We start from the raw sequence: 17,610 nt of genomic DNA on the forward strand, positions 1-17,610 counted from the left end.
ATCATCCCTCCCGGAAAACCTCAAAAATCGAAGCGAGCGCCCACCGTCGGCGCCACGGTGACGAGCACACCGCCCACGAACGCATCGTCGTCAAAGTATCCAGCTCCGTCGGACCCGGCGCGGACCGCTGCTTCACCGCTCGTGCTCCACCTCGGCCGTGACACCGCAAAGAGCATGGGCAGCTCCAGACCGGCGTTCAGCTCGACATGCTTGCTGAGCGGCAGGCTCACGCGCACCTCGGGCGTGACGAAGGCGAAGCGTGCAGGCTGGTGCTGCACATAGGCGACACTCTCGGGGCGCCCCCCGTCGCTCGGGGTGAAGTGCCGCGCGTCGGACATCGATCCGAAAATGCCGCCGGCGCCGAGACGGAAGCGGACAGGCACGTCCGTTTCGGTCGCATAGCCGATCCACCCGCCCAGAAAGACACCGCGGAGCCTGAGCACGTCGTCGGCGTCGATATCGATGTCTTTCGGAGGTTCACTGACGATGTTCAGCGACGTGCTCCGGTCGCTCAAGTGCTGCGTTACCGACAACGCGCCAATCGAGACGCCGAAGCTGACGCCAGAGCGGAGCTCATACCCGCCGCGCAGCACGGCGTACGTCCCGACGCCCAAGCTTCGGCTGCAGCCCCCAAGGCAGCTGCCCGCCACGTCGCCCCCGAAGCTCTCCACGATCAGCGCCGCGGTGTCGAACTCCACCAGAAAATGAGGCAATCGCGGCGCCTTGCGCCATAAGGACGACCTGGGATCGCGCAGCAGCGGCAAGGAAAGCACCTCGCGCTCGCCACGCCGGAGGGAGATCTCACGCGTTTCGGGCAAGAACCCCTCGGCCGCGACCTCGACCGTGTGCGTGCCCCCGCACACCTGTCCCTCCCAGATGCCCTGGCCGAGCTCCACGGCGTCGATCGACACCCTTGCATCCGGCGGCTCGGGCGCGATGCGCAGCGTCGCCTTGAGCACCTGCGCCTCCAGCCGCAGGGACTGGACCTGGTTCAGCCGGACGGTCACCTTCGCTGGCATGGTTCCCAGGCACCCCTTGCCACGCAGGAGCACCACGTGTGTGCCTGGCGCGAGCGCCAGGGAGAGCGGCGTCGCAGAGGTCCTGCCCACGCCGACGCCGTCGACGACCACCTCCAGCTCCCGGCCGCGCGCCTCGGAGATCTGGAGCGTCCCCGCCTGCGTTAGCCGGTGCAGGCGTGCGGAGACGCGCGCGGTCTGCCCACCGGCGACCTGGACGCGCGTCTCGAATGGCTCGAATCCTTCCAGATGGACGCGCACGGCGTGGCTGCCCGCGGCGACCCGGAGCGGCGCGAGCAACGGGAACTCGCCTCGGCTCTGCCCGTCGACGGTGATCGCCGCGCCGGGCTCGGCTCCCTCGATGTCGACGGTGCCGACGAGGCCGCGCAGCTCGACGACCTCGCGCTGAACGGCAGCCCTGGTCTTCGCCTCCATCGAGCTCGGGTAGGCGCGCAGCGCGGCCTCGAACAGGTCGAGCGCCTCATCGAAGCGATGGAGACGCCTGAGGCAGGTGGCCGCGCCGATCGTGGAGCTCTCTCCCGGGTAAAGCGCCCTCGATGCCTGGAATTCCGCGAGCGCGGCACCGACCGCCCCCTCGGTGTAAAGGTCTCGGGCCTTGAAGAAGCGAGTCTCCGCCTCACGTCTCCTTTCCTCAGCGCTCTCGCTGGCAGCCGGTGCAGGCTGGGCGAGGGCGGTGCCCCGCGAGAGGAGCACGTGAGCGAGCAGGATCGTCAGCGATGCGGCTCTGCCCGGCACCATCGTGGGCCTTTCTCGCGATGCGCATTGTACGTGGCCGGACACACCTATTTGAACACTTCAGGCATCAACGGGACTTCGTGCTCAGCCAACGTCGTGGGCGCAGGCGGTGCTGTCACTCGCGGTGCTCCCATTGTTTTCACGCCCGGCGTCCCCATCGCGCTGGGCCGCGTCTTCGCAGCCGTCGGCGCCGGAGGGGCGGGCTTCTCCGGCTCGATCTCCAGCGAGTCGCGGGAGAGGCCGGTAACGGTGATGAACACCTCGACCGTGAGCTCCTTCCTCCCCTGGATCAGCCGGACGCGTTGCATGGTCCCCGGCTCGCCCTCGATCATCACCTCGCCGTCCCGTACTTCCACGGGCTTCCCGTCGATCTCGACCGACACACCGGCCGGCGCGACCCGCAGCTTCCGCTGTCGGACGGCCGGCGGCGGTGGGCTCACGGCCGGCGGCGGTTTGAACCGCAGCACGAGCGTCCACTCCACGGTCCTCGCAAGATCGCCGACCCGCTCGTTCCCCTCCCGGAGCGACGACCTCCCCAGCGCGAAGGCGATGACGCCTGCCGCCGCCACCAGCCCCACCGCGGCCGACGCCCTCCCTGGCCAGCGCGCTCGCGGAGCGCTCGAATCCCCCGCCTGCGGGCTCTTCTCCCAGTCACCGGTGGTGCTCGTGGTGATGTTCGACCCACCCGTTGTCGTGTGGAGCGGCCGGTCACCCGCCCCGGACGCCGTCCCGGGCGCGCTCTCGGACCTCGGGGCCTCCACGGTCACCGTCTCGTCCCCGCTGCCGACCCCCCCTTGCACCACGATCCGCGCGATCCGCCGGTGCGCGTCGTCCGCCGCGTGCGCCAGCGAGAGCCTCGTCGCGACCCGGGCGCGCGTCTCCGGCCTCACCGGGCCGAGGAGCTCCTCCCGGAGGGCAAACCCGCCTGGCACGAGCGGGCGGATCGCCTCGAGCATCGACGCCGCGGACGGGAATCGGTCGCCCGCGTCGAGCGCGAGCGCGCGGTGCACCACGGCCGCCACATCCGGCTGGACCCAGGGCGCGAACGCCTGGACCGAGCGCGGCGGTTGCGCGCAGATCGCCATGATCAGGTCCCCGAACGCCGAGATGTGCCCGTGCGGGAGCTCGCCCGCGAGCGCGACATAGAGCACCATGCCGAGCGACCACAGATCGGTCCGGTAGTCGATGTCGCTGAGGCCCCGCGCCTGCTCTGGCGACATGTACATCGGCGACCCGAGGATCCCTCCGGTGCGCGTCAGCCCCGTGGTCGGCCCTCCCTGGCTCGGCTCCGGCTTGATCTTCGCGATCCCGAAGTCGAGGATCTTGACAACGACCTCGCCATCGGCCTTCCGGGCGAGGAACAGGTTCGCCGGCTTGATGTCCCGGTGGACGACGCGCGCCTCGTGCGCCTTCTGGAGGCCGATGCACACCTGCGCCGCGATCCTCAGCGCGGTGTCGGGCTCCAGGCACTCGACCCGGTCGAGCAGGTGCTGGAGGTCCTCTCCCTCGAGGAACTCCATCACCATGAAGGGGACCTTGCGCTCCGGATCGGTCCCCGCGTCGAGCACCCGCACCATGTGCTCGGTGTCGATCGCGCCCATCGCCTTCACCTCGCGCTGGAAGCGATGGAGGCCGTTCTTGCCCGGAACGACGAGCGTTCCGTCAATGCACTTCAGCGCGACGCGCTCCCGCGTCTCGACGTGTTCGGCCTCGTAGACAGCGCCCATCCCACCTTGCCCAAGCAAGCGGACAACCTGGTACGCTCCGCCGAAACGCTCTCCAATCAAAGCTTCGACAGCGTAGTGGAGGCGGACGACCGGGCGCAACCGTCGTCCGTCCTCCGCCAGGGGTCACGTCCTGACGGAACCGCCGGCGCTCGGAGCACCCGCCGAGCTCTGCGCGTCCAGGACACCTGCCTCGTGTGTCTTCATCGCTCCACCCGGGCCTGAGCGCGGCGGAGCCGCCCGCGCCGCGCGAGACGGCCGCTCGCGCTATCGCGCCGGCGTCACGAGCCAGGCGAGAACATGAGGGGATACACCACGGTGACGACGCCGCCCTCGGGCGCCGGGAACGTGACCTTCTCGAACTCGCGCAGGACACAGCTCACGACGGCGCGATCCGGCATGGGCGCGCTCGCGGCCGACGGCGGGGAGCTGGCCGGCGGCAAAGCGCCCTCGGTGACGGAGGTCACCTTGCCGTCCCTGCCGATGACGAAGCGCACGGCGATCCGGCCGGCGAGGTTGGCATCGCGGCGCAGCCCGTCTTCGTAGCATTTGCGCAGCTCACCGAACCGCGCGCGCACGGCCTGCTGGATCTCCGTGGGTTGCAGCCGGCCCGAGACTTCCATCGATAGCGCGCGAAACGAGGGCGGCGACCCTGGCAGGCCGGTGAACCGGCCTTCGCGGGGGAGGGCTCCGAGCATGAGGATCTCCTGCTTCGAGCCGGGCGGTCGCTCCGTCCATTGCCGCGCGCGGCCCAGGGTGGTCGACACGACCTCGTTGATGTCGGCGAGGCTCGCTCCTGGCACGGCGCGCAGGCCGAGGCGGTCGAGGCAGGTCCGCGGCGCCTTCGCGCACGCGGCCTCGGCGAGCTCCGCAAGCGCGGCGGAGGCGCGTTCCCGCTGCGGGCCCACGACCTCGCGCTTCACGAGCGTCCGGACGAACCCGCCGCCCTCCGAGGCGCTCGGCGGGGCGACGGTCAGCTCGAAGAGGCTCACCTCCACGTCGCGTTCGCGGACATCGACGGCGATCTCGAGCCACGGCGGCTCCGAGGCGTCTTCACCCGGAGATCCGGGCACGGGCGCGCGGAAACGGAGCCCGCCCGCGCCGGTGCGCAGCAGCGCCACCGGGTAGCCCGCGAAGGCCGCCGTGCGGGAGACGCTCTCGATGACGATCCAGGCGACCGCTTCGTCCGCCACGACGGCGATCTCGCCCTGCGCGGGCGCGCCGCGGTCGCTCTCGCGGGCGCGGCGCGCGTCCAGCTGCACGAACAGCTCATCGATCTTGGTCAACCGGCCGAGCTCGACGATGCTCTTCGCGTCGCCGACGAGCCGGCCGTCCAGGAGGATCTGGCGGCCCCGGATCTCGACCTCCGGCGGCGAGGCGGCGTCGGGCGGGGCGTCCGGAGCGACGGGCGGCGGCGCGGGCGCGATGGGTACGGCGATCGGGCGCTCGGTCGGCGCTCGGTCGACGCGCGCGGGCGCAGGCGCGGCGCACGCGCAGAGCGACGCTGCCAGCAGGGCGACGGGGCACCAGGTCGGGTGAGGCATCGAGGGGTTCTCCAGGGTCGCGACGCTCGACTGCCGCGGACCGAGGAGGGGAGCATACATGTTCGGACGAGCGCGAAACGAGGCTGGCGATGCGGTGAGGGCCTGACCCTTCCGCTCGTGCCCCTTGCGATCCGGCCGGTCCGCACCAGAGCCTCCGGACACCGCTCATGCCTGAAGGCGACACCCTCTTCCGCATCGCCGCCGCCCTCGGCCCCGCGCTCACGGGCGCGCGCGTCGTCGCGCTGGAGCTGCCCCGGAGCGACCAACCGTGCCGCCGGCTCGTCGGCCGCCGCGTCGAGCGCGTGGAGGCGCGCGGCAAGAACCTCCTGATCTTCTTCGACGAGGGGACCGTCCTCCACACCCACCTGCGCATGAGCGGGGTCTGGCACCTCTACCGCGAGGGCGAGCGCTGGAAGCGGTCCGAGGCGACGGCGACGGCCATCCTCGCGGTCCCTGGCTACGTCGCCGTCTGCTTCCGCGCGCCCGTCGCGCGCCTGCTCCGCGCGAGCGCCCTGCGCGGCGATCGCCTCCTCGGCGCCCTCGGCCCGGATCTGCTCGGCGACGCCTTCGACGCCGCCGAGGCGCTCCGCCGCCTGCGCGCCCTCGACGAGGCGCCGCTCGGCGTCGCCGTCATGGACCAGCGCGTCATCGCGGGCATCGGCAACATCTACAAGAGCGAGCTCCTCTTCCGGACGCGGCTCGACCCCTTCGCCCCCGTCCGGGCGTACTCCGACGAGGAGCTCTCCGCGATGCTCGACGTGGGCCGCGCCCTCCTGCAAGCCAACGTCGAGTCGCGGGACGCCGCCAGCGCGTACCGCGGGCCGACCGCACATTACATGACCACACGCACGACGCGCGCCGGGGGAGACCGCAGGAGGCCGGTCAGCGTGTACGGCCGCGAGGGGTACGCCTGCTACGACTGCGGCGCCGCGATCCAGATGCGCCGGCAGGGGACGATGATGCGGTCGACTTACTTCTGTCCTCGCTGCCAGCCGACACGCGCCGCGCCGCCGCCGGCCGGGCCTGCTCCGTCCGCACCGTGAACTCGGCCGCCGGCGGGGCGCGCTGCGACGCGCGCGCGAACGCCAGCACCCCGGCGATCGCGCGTCGCGCGAAACCGTGCTGCCCGGCAGACCTTTCCGGCGCCGCGATCGTACGATCCGCTCCATGCGCCTCACCCTGCTCCTGATCCTCACGCTCGCGCCCGGGTGCAGCCACGCCCTGGACGAGCCCGTCACGCCGGACGACGCCGGGAGCGCAACGCCCCCTCCGGCGCCCGTCGCCTCCTCCTCGGCGGATGCGCCGGGCTCGCCTCCCGCGACGGGCACCGCCGAGTCCGAGATCGACCCCCGCTTCGCGCCGCTCATCGCCGCGGCCTTTCGCGACTACAAGCCCTGGGGGCGCGTCGACGACGAGCTCCGCTGGGCGCCCTGGCTGTGCCGGATGCCGCTGCCCGGCCGCGCCCGCATGAGCGCCGCCGAGGACGGCGGCCACGCCCGCAAGCTCTACTCGGTGTTCGCCAAGCACCACGATCGCTATCCGCTCGTCGAGGCACAGGCGCCCGTCGCTCAGCCGGTCGGGCAGGTCCTGGTCAAGGAGAGCTACATTCCGGAGCTCGTGGAGGACGGCGCTGCGGCCGCCCTCCCGGGCGCCGGGGCCACCCCGCCGGACGCCACGGATCACTTCGATCCCATCCTGCGCGACGGCGGTCGCGCCTACCGCGCATCGCGCTTCGCCGGCGCCTACGTGGTGCTCAAGGTCGCGCCGGACACGCCCGGCACCGACGCGGGCTGGGTCTACGGCACGGTCACGCCCACGGGCGAGGTGACCGCCGCCGGCCGGGTCGCGTCGTGCATGGGGTGCCACGTGAGCGCCCGTCACGAGCGCGTCTTCGGGCTCGCGCCGGCGCCATCCGCGGCGCCCTGACGGGCTCCGGGCGCCGCGGCAGAGTCGATGACCCCGGCGAGCGCATCGAGCGACATCGGCTTGACGAAGTGGGCGTCGAACCCTGCCGCCTCGGCGCGGCGGCGGTCCGACGCCTGCCCGTACCCCGTGAGCGCGACGAGCGCGCCCGAGCACAGCCCGGCTTCCCGCAGGCGACGCGCCACCTCGTAGCCGTCCATCCCAGGGAGCCCGATGTCGAGGAGCACGAGATCGGGCCGATGCTCCGCCGCCACCCTGAGCGCGTGCGGCCCGTCGCTGGCGATCCACACCTCTTGCCCGAGGGCCAGCAAGGCGTCGGCGAGGGTGTCCGCCGCGTCCACGTTGTCCTCGACGATGAGGACGCGGAGCTTCCTTGCCTCCGGCGACGGCTGCGCCGCGTTCTTCGAGGGCGCGGACGTCGCCCCGTCGGCCGCGGAGGGCACGCGCTCGTCCGTCGCGACGGGCAGGCGCACGATGAACTCGCTGCCTTGCCCGAGCCCCGGGCTCGTGGCTTCGATGCTCCCGCCGTGGAGGGCGACCAGATCGCGGACGATGGTCAGCCCGATACCGAGGCCGCCAGGCGCCCGGTCGAGGCTGCGGTCCGCCTGATGGAACAGGTCGAACACATGGGGCAGCACCTCCCCGGCGATCCCGATTCCGTCGTCGCGGACGCGCAGCTCCACCCGGTCGCCGCGCTGCTCGACCGTCACCCCGATGTGGCCCCCGAAGTCAGTGTACTTGCACGCGTTGGTGAGCAGGTTGACGAGGATCTGCTCGAGGCGGATGGCGTCCGCGAAGACGTGGACCGCGTCGGTCGGCAGCGCGAGCCGGATCTCGTGCCGCCGCGCCTCGATCTGCTCGCGCGTCGACTCCACGGCCCGCACCACGGCGGCCATGACGTCGATCCGCTCCTTGTGGAGCTCGATCTTCCGCCGGGTGATGCGCGACACGTCGAGCAGATCGTCCACGAGGCGCATCAAGGTCTTCGTCTGCCGCGCGATCACCTCGACGTGCCTGTCCGGCGGCCCGCCGCGGCTCCGCAGCCGGATGAGCTCGACGGCCACGCAGATCGGCGCCAGGGGATTGCGCAGCTCGTGCGCGAGCATGGCCAGGAACTCGTCTTTCCGGCGATCCGCGTCGGCCAGCGCGTCCTCGACGCGCTTGCGCTCGGTGATGTCCAGCGACGATCCGACGAACCCCAGGAACGCTCCGGCCGCGCCGAAGCGCGGGGCGCCCTGGGTCACGACCCACCGGCTCTCGCCGTCTCCGCGGAGCATCCGGCACTCCAGCGTGAACGGCTCGCGCGCCTCGATCGCTGCGGCGCACGCGTCCGCGACGAGCGGGCGATCTTGCACGTGGATCGCGTCGAGCCAGCCGTTCCCCTGCTCCTCTTCGAGGGAGCGCCCCGTGAAGCGCAGCCACGTCCTGTTGACGTACTCGCACCGGCCGGAGGTCCCGCACATCCAGATCATCATGGGGGCGCAGTCGGCGAGGGAGCGGAAGCGCTGCTCGCTCTCGCGGAGGCGCTCGACGTCCTCGGCGACCTGGCGGCGCAGCCTCGCGATCTCGATGCGCCCGCCGACCCGCGCGAGCAGCTCGCGGACCGAGAACGGCTTGACGAGATAATCGTCCGCGCCCGCCTCGGCGCCGTGCACGCGCAATGCTTCCCCGGATCGGGCCGAGAGGAGCACCACGGGGACGAGCCGTGTCGCCGGATCGGCGCGCAGCGCGTCGAGGAGGCCGAACCCGTCCAGGCCGGGCATCATGACGTCGGTGAGCACCAGATCGGGCACGCGCGACCGCGCGGCGCAGAGCGCCGCCTCGCCGTTCTCGACGGCCTCCACGGTCCACCGCGTCGCGAGGACGTCTCGGAGGTAGCTCCGCATATCGGGGTTGTCCTCGACGAGCAGGACGTGGCCGGCCGGGCCCCCCGCCGGGCGCGCGTCTCCTGCGCTCGCCGGCAGCCCCAGCGGCAGCGCCGCCGACGGCGCCGGCCCGGAGTCCCAGTGCGACGCCTCCTCCACGAACGCCTGGACCGTCACGGCCGTCGTGCCGAGCTCCCGCTCGGCGCCGATGCGCTCCGCGGGCACGTGCGCTGATCCGGCGGGGATGCGGACGGTGAACGTGCTGCCCCGACCGACCTCGCTCGCCGCCTGGACGTCGCCCGCGTGGAACCGGACCAGCTCCCGCACGAGCGCGAGGCCGATGCCGGAGCCCTCGTGGCTCCGCCCGCGCGCCCCGTGGATCCGGTGGAAGCGCTCGAAGATCCGGGGGAGCTCGCCCGCGGGGATCCCCGTCCCCGTATCGCGGACCTCGAGGAGCGCGTGGTCGCCGCCCCACCGGAGCGAGATCGCGATCTCGCCCTCGAACGTGAACTTGAACGCGTTCGAGACCAGGTTGAGGACGATCTTCTCCCACATCTCGCGATCGACGTAGATGCGCTCCGGAAGCGGCGGGCAGTCCACCACGAACCGGAGCCCCGCCCGCTGGACGGTCGCGCGGAACGCGTTCGCCACCTCCGCGGTCAGCGCCGAGAGGTCGAGCGCCTCGTAGGTCATGTGCATCCGGGCGGTCTCGATCCGGGCGAAATCGAGCAGGGTGTTCACGAGCTTGAGGAGCCGCCGCGCATTGCGGCGCGCGAGCTCGGCGAGCTCGCGCTGCCTGCCGGTGAGGCCGCCGGGCGCGCCGGTCAGGAGCTCGTCGATCGGGCAGAGCATGAGCGTGAGCGGCGTCCGGAACTCGTGGCTCACGTTCGAGAAGAACTTGGTCTTGAGCTCGTCGAGCCGGCTCAGCTGCTCGTTCGCCACGCGGAGCTGCTCGTTCGCGCGCTGGATCTCCTGCGCCCGCAGGAAGACCTCGGCCTCGACCCGCTCCGCCCGCGTCTTCAGCTCCTCCGTGCGCCGGCACTGCTCGATACCGCGCTGCTTCAGGCGGACGAACTCGGTCACGTCCTCGACGCGATGAATGATGTACGCGACCTTGCCGTCCGGCCCCAAGAGGGGCGAGTTCAAGGGGCTCCAATACCGTTCCTCGAAGCCGCCTCCCTCGGCTTCAGGGCGCGGGATATCGTATTTCTGCACGGCCATGCTGTCCGGGGCGCCCGTCTGGATCACACGCTCGAACGAAGCGCGCAGGTTCCTCGTGCCGGTCGCGTGCAGATCGTCCGGATTGTCGGGGAAGACATCGAAGGCGTTGCGACCCAGGAGCTCCTCGCGCCGCGTATTCGCGGCCCGGAGAAAGGCATCGCTCGCGGCGACGATGGTGAAGTCCGGACGGAGAACGACGTAGTTTCCTGGGATCCCCTCGAAAATGGCGCGAAAATCGGCGCTCGCAGGCAGCGCTCGCTCGCTCTCCGATCGCTGATGCGGCTTCGTGCGCGTGATGAGGGTCGTGGGCATAGGCAGGTTCGAGAAGAGACCTGGGGCCCGACATCACACATCGCTACCCGGATCGTCGCACCCCCGCGACGCTCGGCCGCAGCAGTGAGCTCGGCGCCGGCTCGCCGCTGACGGGCGCCGCTTCGGGCTCCTGGGGGGCGGGCTCCATGATGCGTGCGATCCACGACAGCCCCTCCACGTTCTCCAGCGTGATCTTCGCGACCATCAGGATGGGCACCGACAGCAGCGCTCCCGCAGGGCCCCAGAGCCACCCCCAGAAGAGCATCCCGATCAGGACGGCGAGCGGCGAAAGGCCCAGGGTCCTCCCGAGCACGCGCGGCTCGAGCACGTTGCCCACCAGCAGGTTGATGAGCAGGTAGCCGATGGCCACGAGCGCCGCCGTGCTGGGGCCCTGGCTGGCCAGCGCGACGAGCACGGCCGGGATCGTCGCGACCACCGCACCGATGTTGGGGATGAAGTGCAGGACGAACAGGCTCGACGCCAGGAGGAGCGCCAGGTCCACGCCCAGGAGGACCAGGAGGACATAGGCGAGCACGGCCACGAGCAGGCTCGTCAGCGTCTTCACCAACAGATACGTCTTCACCTCCCGCACGATGCGGTCGACGTGCTCGAGGCCGCGCCCAGGGGGCGAGAGCAGCCGCCGGACCTTGGCGCCCGCGCCGGCGAGCTCGCAGAGCGCGAAGAACACGACGAGGAGCACCACGCCGAGGCTCGACGCCGCGCTGGCGACCGTCACCGCGGCCCCGCCGAGGAGGGGGACCAGGGACGCCGTGTGCATCGTGCGCGAGAGGAGCTCCGGGTTCACCGGGAAGCCGCGCGCCGAGAGCGTCATCGCGAGCCCGTCGGTCATCGAGGACATCCGGACCAGGTAGGCCGGCACCTTCTCTTCCAGCTCCACCCCGGCGATGGTGACCACCGCCCCGACGAACACAAGGATCGCCAGGTCGACCACGAGCGCGGCCAGCGCCCCGAGCGCCGCGGGCAGCCCGCGGCGGGTCACCCAGGTCGCGATCGGCGACGAAATCGCAGCGAGCGCGACGCCGAACAGCACCGGCACGAGGAACGGCTCCGCGTAGCGCAGCCCCACGATGACGACGACCGTCGCCGCCGCGACCACGACCACCTGAGCTCGATGAGACAACGTGAAGATCCCCATGCCCAACCTCGCTGCTGACGGGTTCCCGCGGTACCTCCGCTCCGGAGGAGCGGAGCGTGATGCAATCCCGAGAAGAGCAAGGGATGCGCCACGCTCCGTCTCCCTCGATCCGCGGCTCCCGAGAGCCGGGATCTTTCCGTGGCGCCGGCGAGCCCGCGCGTGACGCCGCGGATCGGCGGGCCGATCCGCGGCGCGCCGGCGGAGATCGCTATCGCGCGGACACCCGTGAATCGCCCGCTTGCCCGCCGTTCAGCGGCACCGCGCCGTGCTGGGCGGCGTCCGTCTTCGGGGTCGTCCCGGTGACGTAGGCCTTGACCGCCTCGACGAGGAACCTGAGCCCAGCCGCGCCATCGTTGTCCCAATACTCACCCTCGCGCGGGCTCACGTGGATGAGCGCGAGGTCGGGATCGTCCTTGCCCTTCGGGAAGAACACCTTCGCCTCCTCCGACCACAGGGCCTCGATCTTCGCCCGGCTCCGCACGATCGAGGCGCGGCCCGAGAGCGACAGGAAGCGTCGCCCCTCCTGGAGGGTCACGTTCACCTCCGGGTGCGACTCGATCTCGTCGACCTTGCCCGAGTCGATGCTCGTCATGAACCAGACGTCCCCGGTGTCGCTATCGACCTTCGTGAGCGCCATCGGACGCGCCCGCAGCGCCCCCTGGTTGGCCTGCGTGACGAGCATGGCAGTCCGGAACTTCTTGAGGATCTCCAGCAGCTTCTCCCGCGATCCAGTTTCCATGGTTTCCTCCATCGAGTCCGGCGGTCGGTGCGAGATCCGGACCAGCGCGTGTGCGCGCGGGAGAGCGAGAGGACCAGGGCTCTGCTGTGCCGCACCGAGCGTGCGCTCGAGGCATTCCGCCACAGCCGCTGGCGCGGCCGAACCGCGCCAGCGCGGCGCCCGGAGCCGGGTGGGGGCCGCGCGGCGCCCAGCGCCGGGTCGGGGCCGCGCGGAGGGCGGGGGCTAGGCGGCGCGGGCGAGCACGAGCGCCGCGATGACGAGCACGACGAGCGCGAGCGCCCCGGCGACCACCAGCGCCACCTTGCCCCACGCGATCGGCGCCGTGCCCGTGACGTGGCTCGCGTCCTGGCCGTGGACGACGGCGCGGTAGCTGCGCCCCTTGTAGCGGTAGGCGAGCACGTACGAGGGCAGCGCCAGCCGGCGGGTCTCGAGCGCGTGCAGGAGCACCGCCACGCGCACGTTGCGGAACGTGGACCCCGGGATCACGCCTCGCTTCAGGGCGTCCTCCGCGCTGGCGGCGATCCGCTCGCTGACGATCTTCCGCGCCGCCGAGCGCTGCGCGTCGAACTGCTCCAGCACCGCGCTGGGCGGGCCGAGCTGCTGCTGCGTCCGGTGCGCGGCCGGCACCGCCCGGTCGAGCCGGAAGTACGGCGCGAGCTCCCGGGCCTCGTCGAGCGAGAGCCCGCGCGACGCCGACAGGAGCAGGTTGCGGAACGGCAGCCGCGTCTGTCCGGCGTGCGGCGCCCAGGCGCTCCGATGAGCGCCCGCGTTCGAGTCCGCCGTCCAGCTCACCACCGCGTCCGCGTTGACGAGCCAGCCCGCCCACCAGATGGGGTGCAACCCCTCGACGGTCGCCGCGCGCGAGAGATCCGACGGCCGGAAGAAGCCGAGCGTCGACATCCACTGGCGCAGCGCCTGGTCGGCCTGCTCCGGGGGCACCCCGAACGGGAGCAGCCAGTCGGCCTGATCGATCGGATCGACCGGCTGCTCGAGCCGCGTGACGGCGCCGCAGAAGCGGCACTTCGGCGCCTGCGCCTCGGCCGAATACGAGACCGCGGCCCCGCACTCGGTGCACCGCAGCACCTGCACCGCCTGCGGGGCCGGGGCGCGGCCCTGCGGCGCGGCGAGGCCGCAGACGGCGCAGCGCAGGTCCCCCGGCTCCAGCGGCCCCTGGCAGCGAGCGCAGCACGGCGCTGTGGCGCTCGCGACCGACGAGACGTCCATGCTCGCGCTCATCGCGTCCCTCCGGTCGGGGTGGGCCGGCTCCCGCCGGGGTGGCCGCGCTCGGTCGTCGCGGGGGCCGCGGCGGGGGCCGGCGGCCGCGCTGCGCCGCGCCGTTCGGTCGGATCGCCGCCCCGGTCGCGCGCCGCGGCAAGGACGAACGGCGCCGCGATCAGCGCGATCACGAGCAGGACGGCGAGGGCGATCTTGACCCAGGAGACGGGGGCCTTGCCGTAGATCACGCCGGTCTGGCCGTTGATGAGGAGCCGGAAGGGCGGCTTGCGCGGATCGTGCCGCATGGCGAGCACCCAGAGGGGCACATAGAGGAGCTCGAGCGTCTCGCGGTCGAGCCGCGTCTCGTGCGTGAGGCCGTGGTGGCTGTCTCCGGGCATGAAGCCCGAGAGGTCGCGGCCGATCTTCTCCAGCGCCTCCCGCCGCGCGAGGCCGTAACACTCCTGCTGGGTCATCGTCGGCTCCTCGGCGATCCAGCCGCTGAGCACCGCCGGCGTGTAGCGCCGCATCGTGCGGAGGTCGAACGGCTCGATCGCCTCGAGCTCCGCGTTCGGAACCGCGCGAGACGCCACGACGAGCACGTCCATGATGTAGGTGGCGTGCTGGCCTTCGAGGTGCCGGTGCTCGGTCCTGTTGACGACGCGCGTCCGGGTGACGCTGTTTCCCTTGTCGTCGGTCGTCGTGTACGTCTCGGTTTCCTGGTAGTCCTCGCCGATCTGCGCGGTGTACCGCGTCTGCGCCATCGCGGAGTACAGGTAGGCGGGCGTGTAGACGCCGCGGATCGAGTCGATCGTCGCCGTCTTGACGCTGGACTGCACGAAGAAGCTCCGCTTCCCCAGCCACGCCTTGACCGCGCCCTGCGCGTTCTCGCGGGTCGTTGTGAACCCGAGGACGAAGTGCGGCGACGGTCGATCGTTCGACGGCGGCCGCTCCACCACCGACGGCGAAGCGCAGTAGGGGCACACTGCCGTCCGCTGGTCCGCTTCGACGCGCAGTGACGCGCCGCAGGTCTCACATTCGAGTTGCACCAGCGCCCGAGAGAACCGCACCGGGGGGCGCGCCGTCAACAGGGAAGGGGTGGCGCGGCGTCGACTGGGGAGGGGTGGCGCGGCGTCGACTGGGAAGGGGGCGCGCCCTCGACAGGGCGGCGCCGCGCATCGTCAGCAGGGAACGGGCGGCGGGCGGCTCCCGAGGTCGGCGGGAGATGCCGAGTCGCCGGCGTCCTGCTGCGGTGTCTGCCGGAGCATCGGTGAGAGCGAGCTCCGCGCCCAGCGCCTGACCGCGGCGTCCGGCCAGGGCTGCCACCGCGGGCCGGCCTGCGGCGCGCGCGCGGCGACGGAGGATGCGCGCGGCGCGCGCGCCCCGGCGCGTACGCGAGCCGCGGCCCGCGGCTCGTCGAGGAAGCGGAGGAGATCGGGGGCGAGATCGACCACCGCCTCTCGGTGCGGGTAGTGCCCCGCCTTCGCGAAGCGCCGCACGGCGACGCCTTCGAGGTAACGGTCGATGTCCGCCGCGTGGCGCGCCGGGATCACCTGATCTCGCTCGCCCCAGTAGACGGCGAGCGGCGGTATCTCCGGGAGCCGATGTGCGATGTCCATGAGGTGATGGCGCTGGCCGCGCAGGTCGATCGCGTGGCGGAGCGTGCGCGACAGGGCGCGCGCCGTGCCTGGCCGCGCGTTCACCCGGGCGAGGTGCCTGCGCTCTTCCGCGTTGAACTCGCCGCCGAGCACCAGCACCCCCGCGTGGGTGCCGACACCCATGAGCACGGGCGCGGCCAGCTCGATCAGCCCTGTGACCGCGGCCACGCGCAGCGGCAGCGCGACCTCGGTCCCGATGCCGCCCGCGGCGACCAGCCCGACGCGGTGAATACGCCCGGGCCGCTCGATCGCCACGCACATTGCAATGCTGCCGCCGAACGAGTGCCCCACCAGATCGAAATCGTCGAGCCCGAGGGAGCGGATCCATTCTGCGACCACGCCCGCATACCACGCGACCGTATAGGGAGCGTCGGGCCGGGCCGAGTGGCCGTGGCCTGGCAGGTCGAGCGCGACGACCCGGCGGCCTGCCGCCGCGAGCGCGGGGGCGAGGCGGTTCCAGGTCCGACAGCTATCGGACAGGCCGTGTACCAGGACCACGGGGCGCTGGCTCGCGCCGCCGTTCCGGGAGGGGCTCCACTCTTCCCAGTGGACCTCGCCCGCGGAAAGGACGCGAACATGGCTACGACACGTGATCGACATGTTCTTCATCAAGAGTTCGCACGAAAGGCCGCATCTGTCCAGATTGCACTGCCGACCTGGGGAGCCAGGAGGAGGGGGGGCGCCGCGAAGCGCGCTTCGCGCTCAGTGTGGGTTTTGCAGCGCCGTCGTACGCCCTGCTGGGCGCACTCGAGGGGATCACGGAGGGCGCCGCCCTGCCTCTGCCCTCGCCCGGCGTGCCCTCGCCGTCGGCCGCGTTTTCGCCTTGTCCATTCCGCGTCGATGATACGCCCGATGCGCAGAGGCCCCACTGGCGCACGGACAGAATTTGTATCCGTGGTTACCGGTTGACGCCGCGCTTTACAGGGAAGAGTCTCGCGGCATCGGGAAGACATACGGCGGCGGACTTGCTCTGTTGTGAGAGCAACTGCTGTTTCCCCCAGGCTGCGCGTAGTAGCGAGAGGTGCAATGACAACTCGCAGATGCCTTGTGTTCGCGCTCATTGCCGGTATCGCTGGCGCCTTCATTGGACGCCTGGCCTCGACCAGGGCAAGACTGGATGTCTGCATGGCCATTGACACAGCGGCACCAGAGGCCGCGCCGTCCAGCGTTCCCGAGACCCCCGAGCCCGAGCCTCCAGCTTCCAACGTCGAACCGACCGTCCAAGAGATCATCGCCGAAGAGATCGGCAGCTATCACGGTCGTCTGGACAGCCTACCCGAGGCTGTGATCGTTCAAGAGGCGGATGGAACGATCGGCATCCATAAACCCGACGATTGGCCGAACGACGGTGACGCCCTCATCATCGGGCGAAAGCTCCCGAGCGGAGAGATCGGATGGTATGCTGGGCCAGATGCCGGACCACGCTCCGATCCTGCCGCATTCCGACCAACCAAGTGGACAATCGTCCTTGCGCACGACTTCGTGCGTGAAGCAGACGGGCGATTAGAGTACGTCGAGGTGCTCCCGCTTGGATAAAGCGCAGGCTCGGCGAGAGGGTCGATGACCCGGCGAGCCCGTAGCTCATCGCACATCGTCCGGGTTCGCCACCTTGCAGGGGCGGCCCTCCGTCGCCTCCCGTCCCATCGACGGGCGCCTTGATTACGCCGTCCCGGACCGTCACCCTGGCGTGCAGCGCGATCGACGGCGAGCCGTTCTCGCCACCTCGGCCGCCACAGCCGCCAGCGCCTCCAGAGCCGCCGCCGTGCACACGGCGAGCCCGCCGCGCCGACCGCCGCCTCCGCCCTGGCCCGGCATGCCCCTGCCTCCGTCTGCCGCCTTGTCCTCCCGCCTCGGTGATACGCCCGATGCGCTGGCGAGCCCCATTGGCGTACGGACAGAATTTGTGCGCCTTGTTACCCATTGACGTCACGCGCGACTGAGAAGAGTATCGAGTGGTGCAGTTCGTTAGCGAACCTGCGGCGAGCCACGGGGCGTGAGCTTAACTCTACTACGGGAAGTCGGTCTGGGAGGCAAACCGCCATGACGCCAAGAAACCAGGGGAATAGGAGGCGAAATGCCGGGACGGCCCTTACTATCTCCTCTTGGCGGCCTTGGCGTCATGACCGCCTTCCTGCTGATCTGGGGCAACCTCCGGCGATAGTGTCAAGGTGGGCATTGCACCATGCAGCGGCTCCCTATGATAGCGTCGTCTCCATGCGGGCAGATGCTCCCTGACGATATGGCGGTTAGGTCGACCGTCGGACCAGTTTTGCGACTGGAGGCGATATGAAGGCTAGTGTAGTTCTGATCTGTGGCTTCGTTGCTGCGTGCAACTACGACATGGGTGAGTGCTACCTTCGGGATGGTCGTGATGAGGGCGTCGGCGCAGGCATCATCACCCCGGGTGGGGCCGGAGGCTTCGGATATGCGCCACCGGATCCGCAAGACGAGCTGGAGCGTTCCGAGTGCAGCGAAGCGGTTGAG

Annotated in this window: 12 protein-coding genes; 3 read left to right on the plus strand and 9 right to left on the minus strand. The window is 71.3% G+C overall.

Annotation, left to right across the window (positions count from 1 at the left end; translation table 11 throughout):
• Window positions 1-20 precede the first annotated feature (20 nt).
• The 3 genes from WME90_RS18150 to WME90_RS18160 form a co-directional block, all read right to left on the minus strand.
• A complete protein-coding gene (locus WME90_RS18150) occupies window positions 21-1,775 on the minus strand; it encodes a PEGA domain-containing protein (RefSeq protein WP_437282406.1) in 1,755 nt (584 codons plus the stop codon).
• A gap of 44 nt (window positions 1,776-1,819) precedes the next feature.
• Entirely contained in the window at window positions 1,820-3,598 is a 1,779-nt protein-coding gene (locus WME90_RS18155; RefSeq protein WP_437282407.1) for a serine/threonine protein kinase, read from the minus strand.
• A gap of 179 nt (window positions 3,599-3,777) precedes the next feature.
• On the minus strand, window positions 3,778-5,100 hold the full coding sequence (locus WME90_RS18160; RefSeq protein WP_437282408.1) for an AgmX/PglI C-terminal domain-containing protein: 1,323 nt from the start codon (window positions 5,098-5,100) through the stop codon (window positions 3,778-3,780).
• Between the two features lie 107 nt (window positions 5,101-5,207).
• Here WME90_RS18160 and WME90_RS18165 point away from each other — a divergent pair, with 107 nt between their 5' ends.
• A complete protein-coding gene (locus WME90_RS18165) occupies window positions 5,208-6,083 on the plus strand; it encodes an Fpg/Nei family DNA glycosylase (RefSeq protein WP_437282409.1) in 876 nt (291 codons plus the stop codon).
• A 124-nt stretch (window positions 6,084-6,207) separates the two neighbouring features.
• Window positions 6,208-6,966, plus strand: a complete 759-nt coding sequence (locus tag WME90_RS18170; RefSeq protein ID WP_437282410.1) for a hypothetical protein — start codon at window positions 6,208-6,210, stop codon at window positions 6,964-6,966.
• Here the strand turns inward: WME90_RS18170 and WME90_RS18175 are convergent.
• The 6 genes from WME90_RS18175 to WME90_RS18200 all read right to left on the minus strand — a co-directional run bounded on the left by WME90_RS18175 (window position 6,918) and on the right by WME90_RS18200 (window position 15,735).
• Window positions 6,918-10,361 (minus strand): ATP-binding protein, encoded by a 3,444-nt coding sequence (locus WME90_RS18175; RefSeq protein ID WP_437282411.1) that lies wholly within the window; start codon window positions 10,359-10,361, stop codon window positions 6,918-6,920. The genes WME90_RS18170 and WME90_RS18175 overlap by 49 nt on opposite strands.
• Before the next feature lie 43 nt (window positions 10,362-10,404).
• Window positions 10,405-11,502 carry an AI-2E family transporter gene (locus WME90_RS18180; RefSeq protein ID WP_437282412.1) on the minus strand — a complete coding sequence of 366 codons (1,098 nt, stop codon included), beginning with the start codon at window positions 11,500-11,502 and terminating at the stop codon, window positions 10,405-10,407.
• A gap of 223 nt (window positions 11,503-11,725) precedes the next feature.
• Window positions 11,726-12,256, minus strand: coding sequence for a pyridoxamine 5'-phosphate oxidase family protein (locus tag WME90_RS18185; protein ID WP_437282413.1), 531 nt, complete (start codon window positions 12,254-12,256; stop codon window positions 11,726-11,728).
• Between the two features lie 222 nt (window positions 12,257-12,478).
• The gene (locus WME90_RS18190) at window positions 12,479-13,480 is read right to left on the minus strand and encodes a zinc ribbon domain-containing protein (RefSeq protein WP_437282414.1); all 1,002 of its coding nucleotides are present in this window, start codon (window positions 13,478-13,480) and stop codon (window positions 12,479-12,481) included.
• Window positions 13,481-13,488: 8 nt separating this feature from the next.
• Window positions 13,489-14,556: a hypothetical protein gene (locus WME90_RS18195; protein WP_437282415.1), complete on the minus strand. Its 1,068-nt coding sequence runs from the start codon at window positions 14,554-14,556 to the stop codon at window positions 13,489-13,491.
• Window positions 14,557-14,649: 93 nt separating this feature from the next.
• On the minus strand, window positions 14,650-15,735 hold the full coding sequence (locus WME90_RS18200) for an alpha/beta fold hydrolase (protein WP_437282416.1): 1,086 nt from the start codon (window positions 15,733-15,735) through the stop codon (window positions 14,650-14,652).
• 438 nt (window positions 15,736-16,173) lie between these two features.
• Here WME90_RS18200 and WME90_RS18205 point away from each other — a divergent pair, with 438 nt between their 5' ends.
• Window positions 16,174-16,662 carry a hypothetical protein gene (locus WME90_RS18205; RefSeq protein ID WP_437282417.1) on the plus strand — a complete coding sequence of 163 codons (489 nt, stop codon included), beginning with the start codon at window positions 16,174-16,176 and terminating at the stop codon, window positions 16,660-16,662.
• Window positions 16,663-17,610: the final 948 nt, after the last annotated feature.

It is taken from the genome of Sorangium sp. So ce375 (assembly GCF_051473855.1).
Classification (GTDB): Bacteria; Myxococcota_A; Polyangia; order Polyangiales; family Polyangiaceae; genus Sorangium.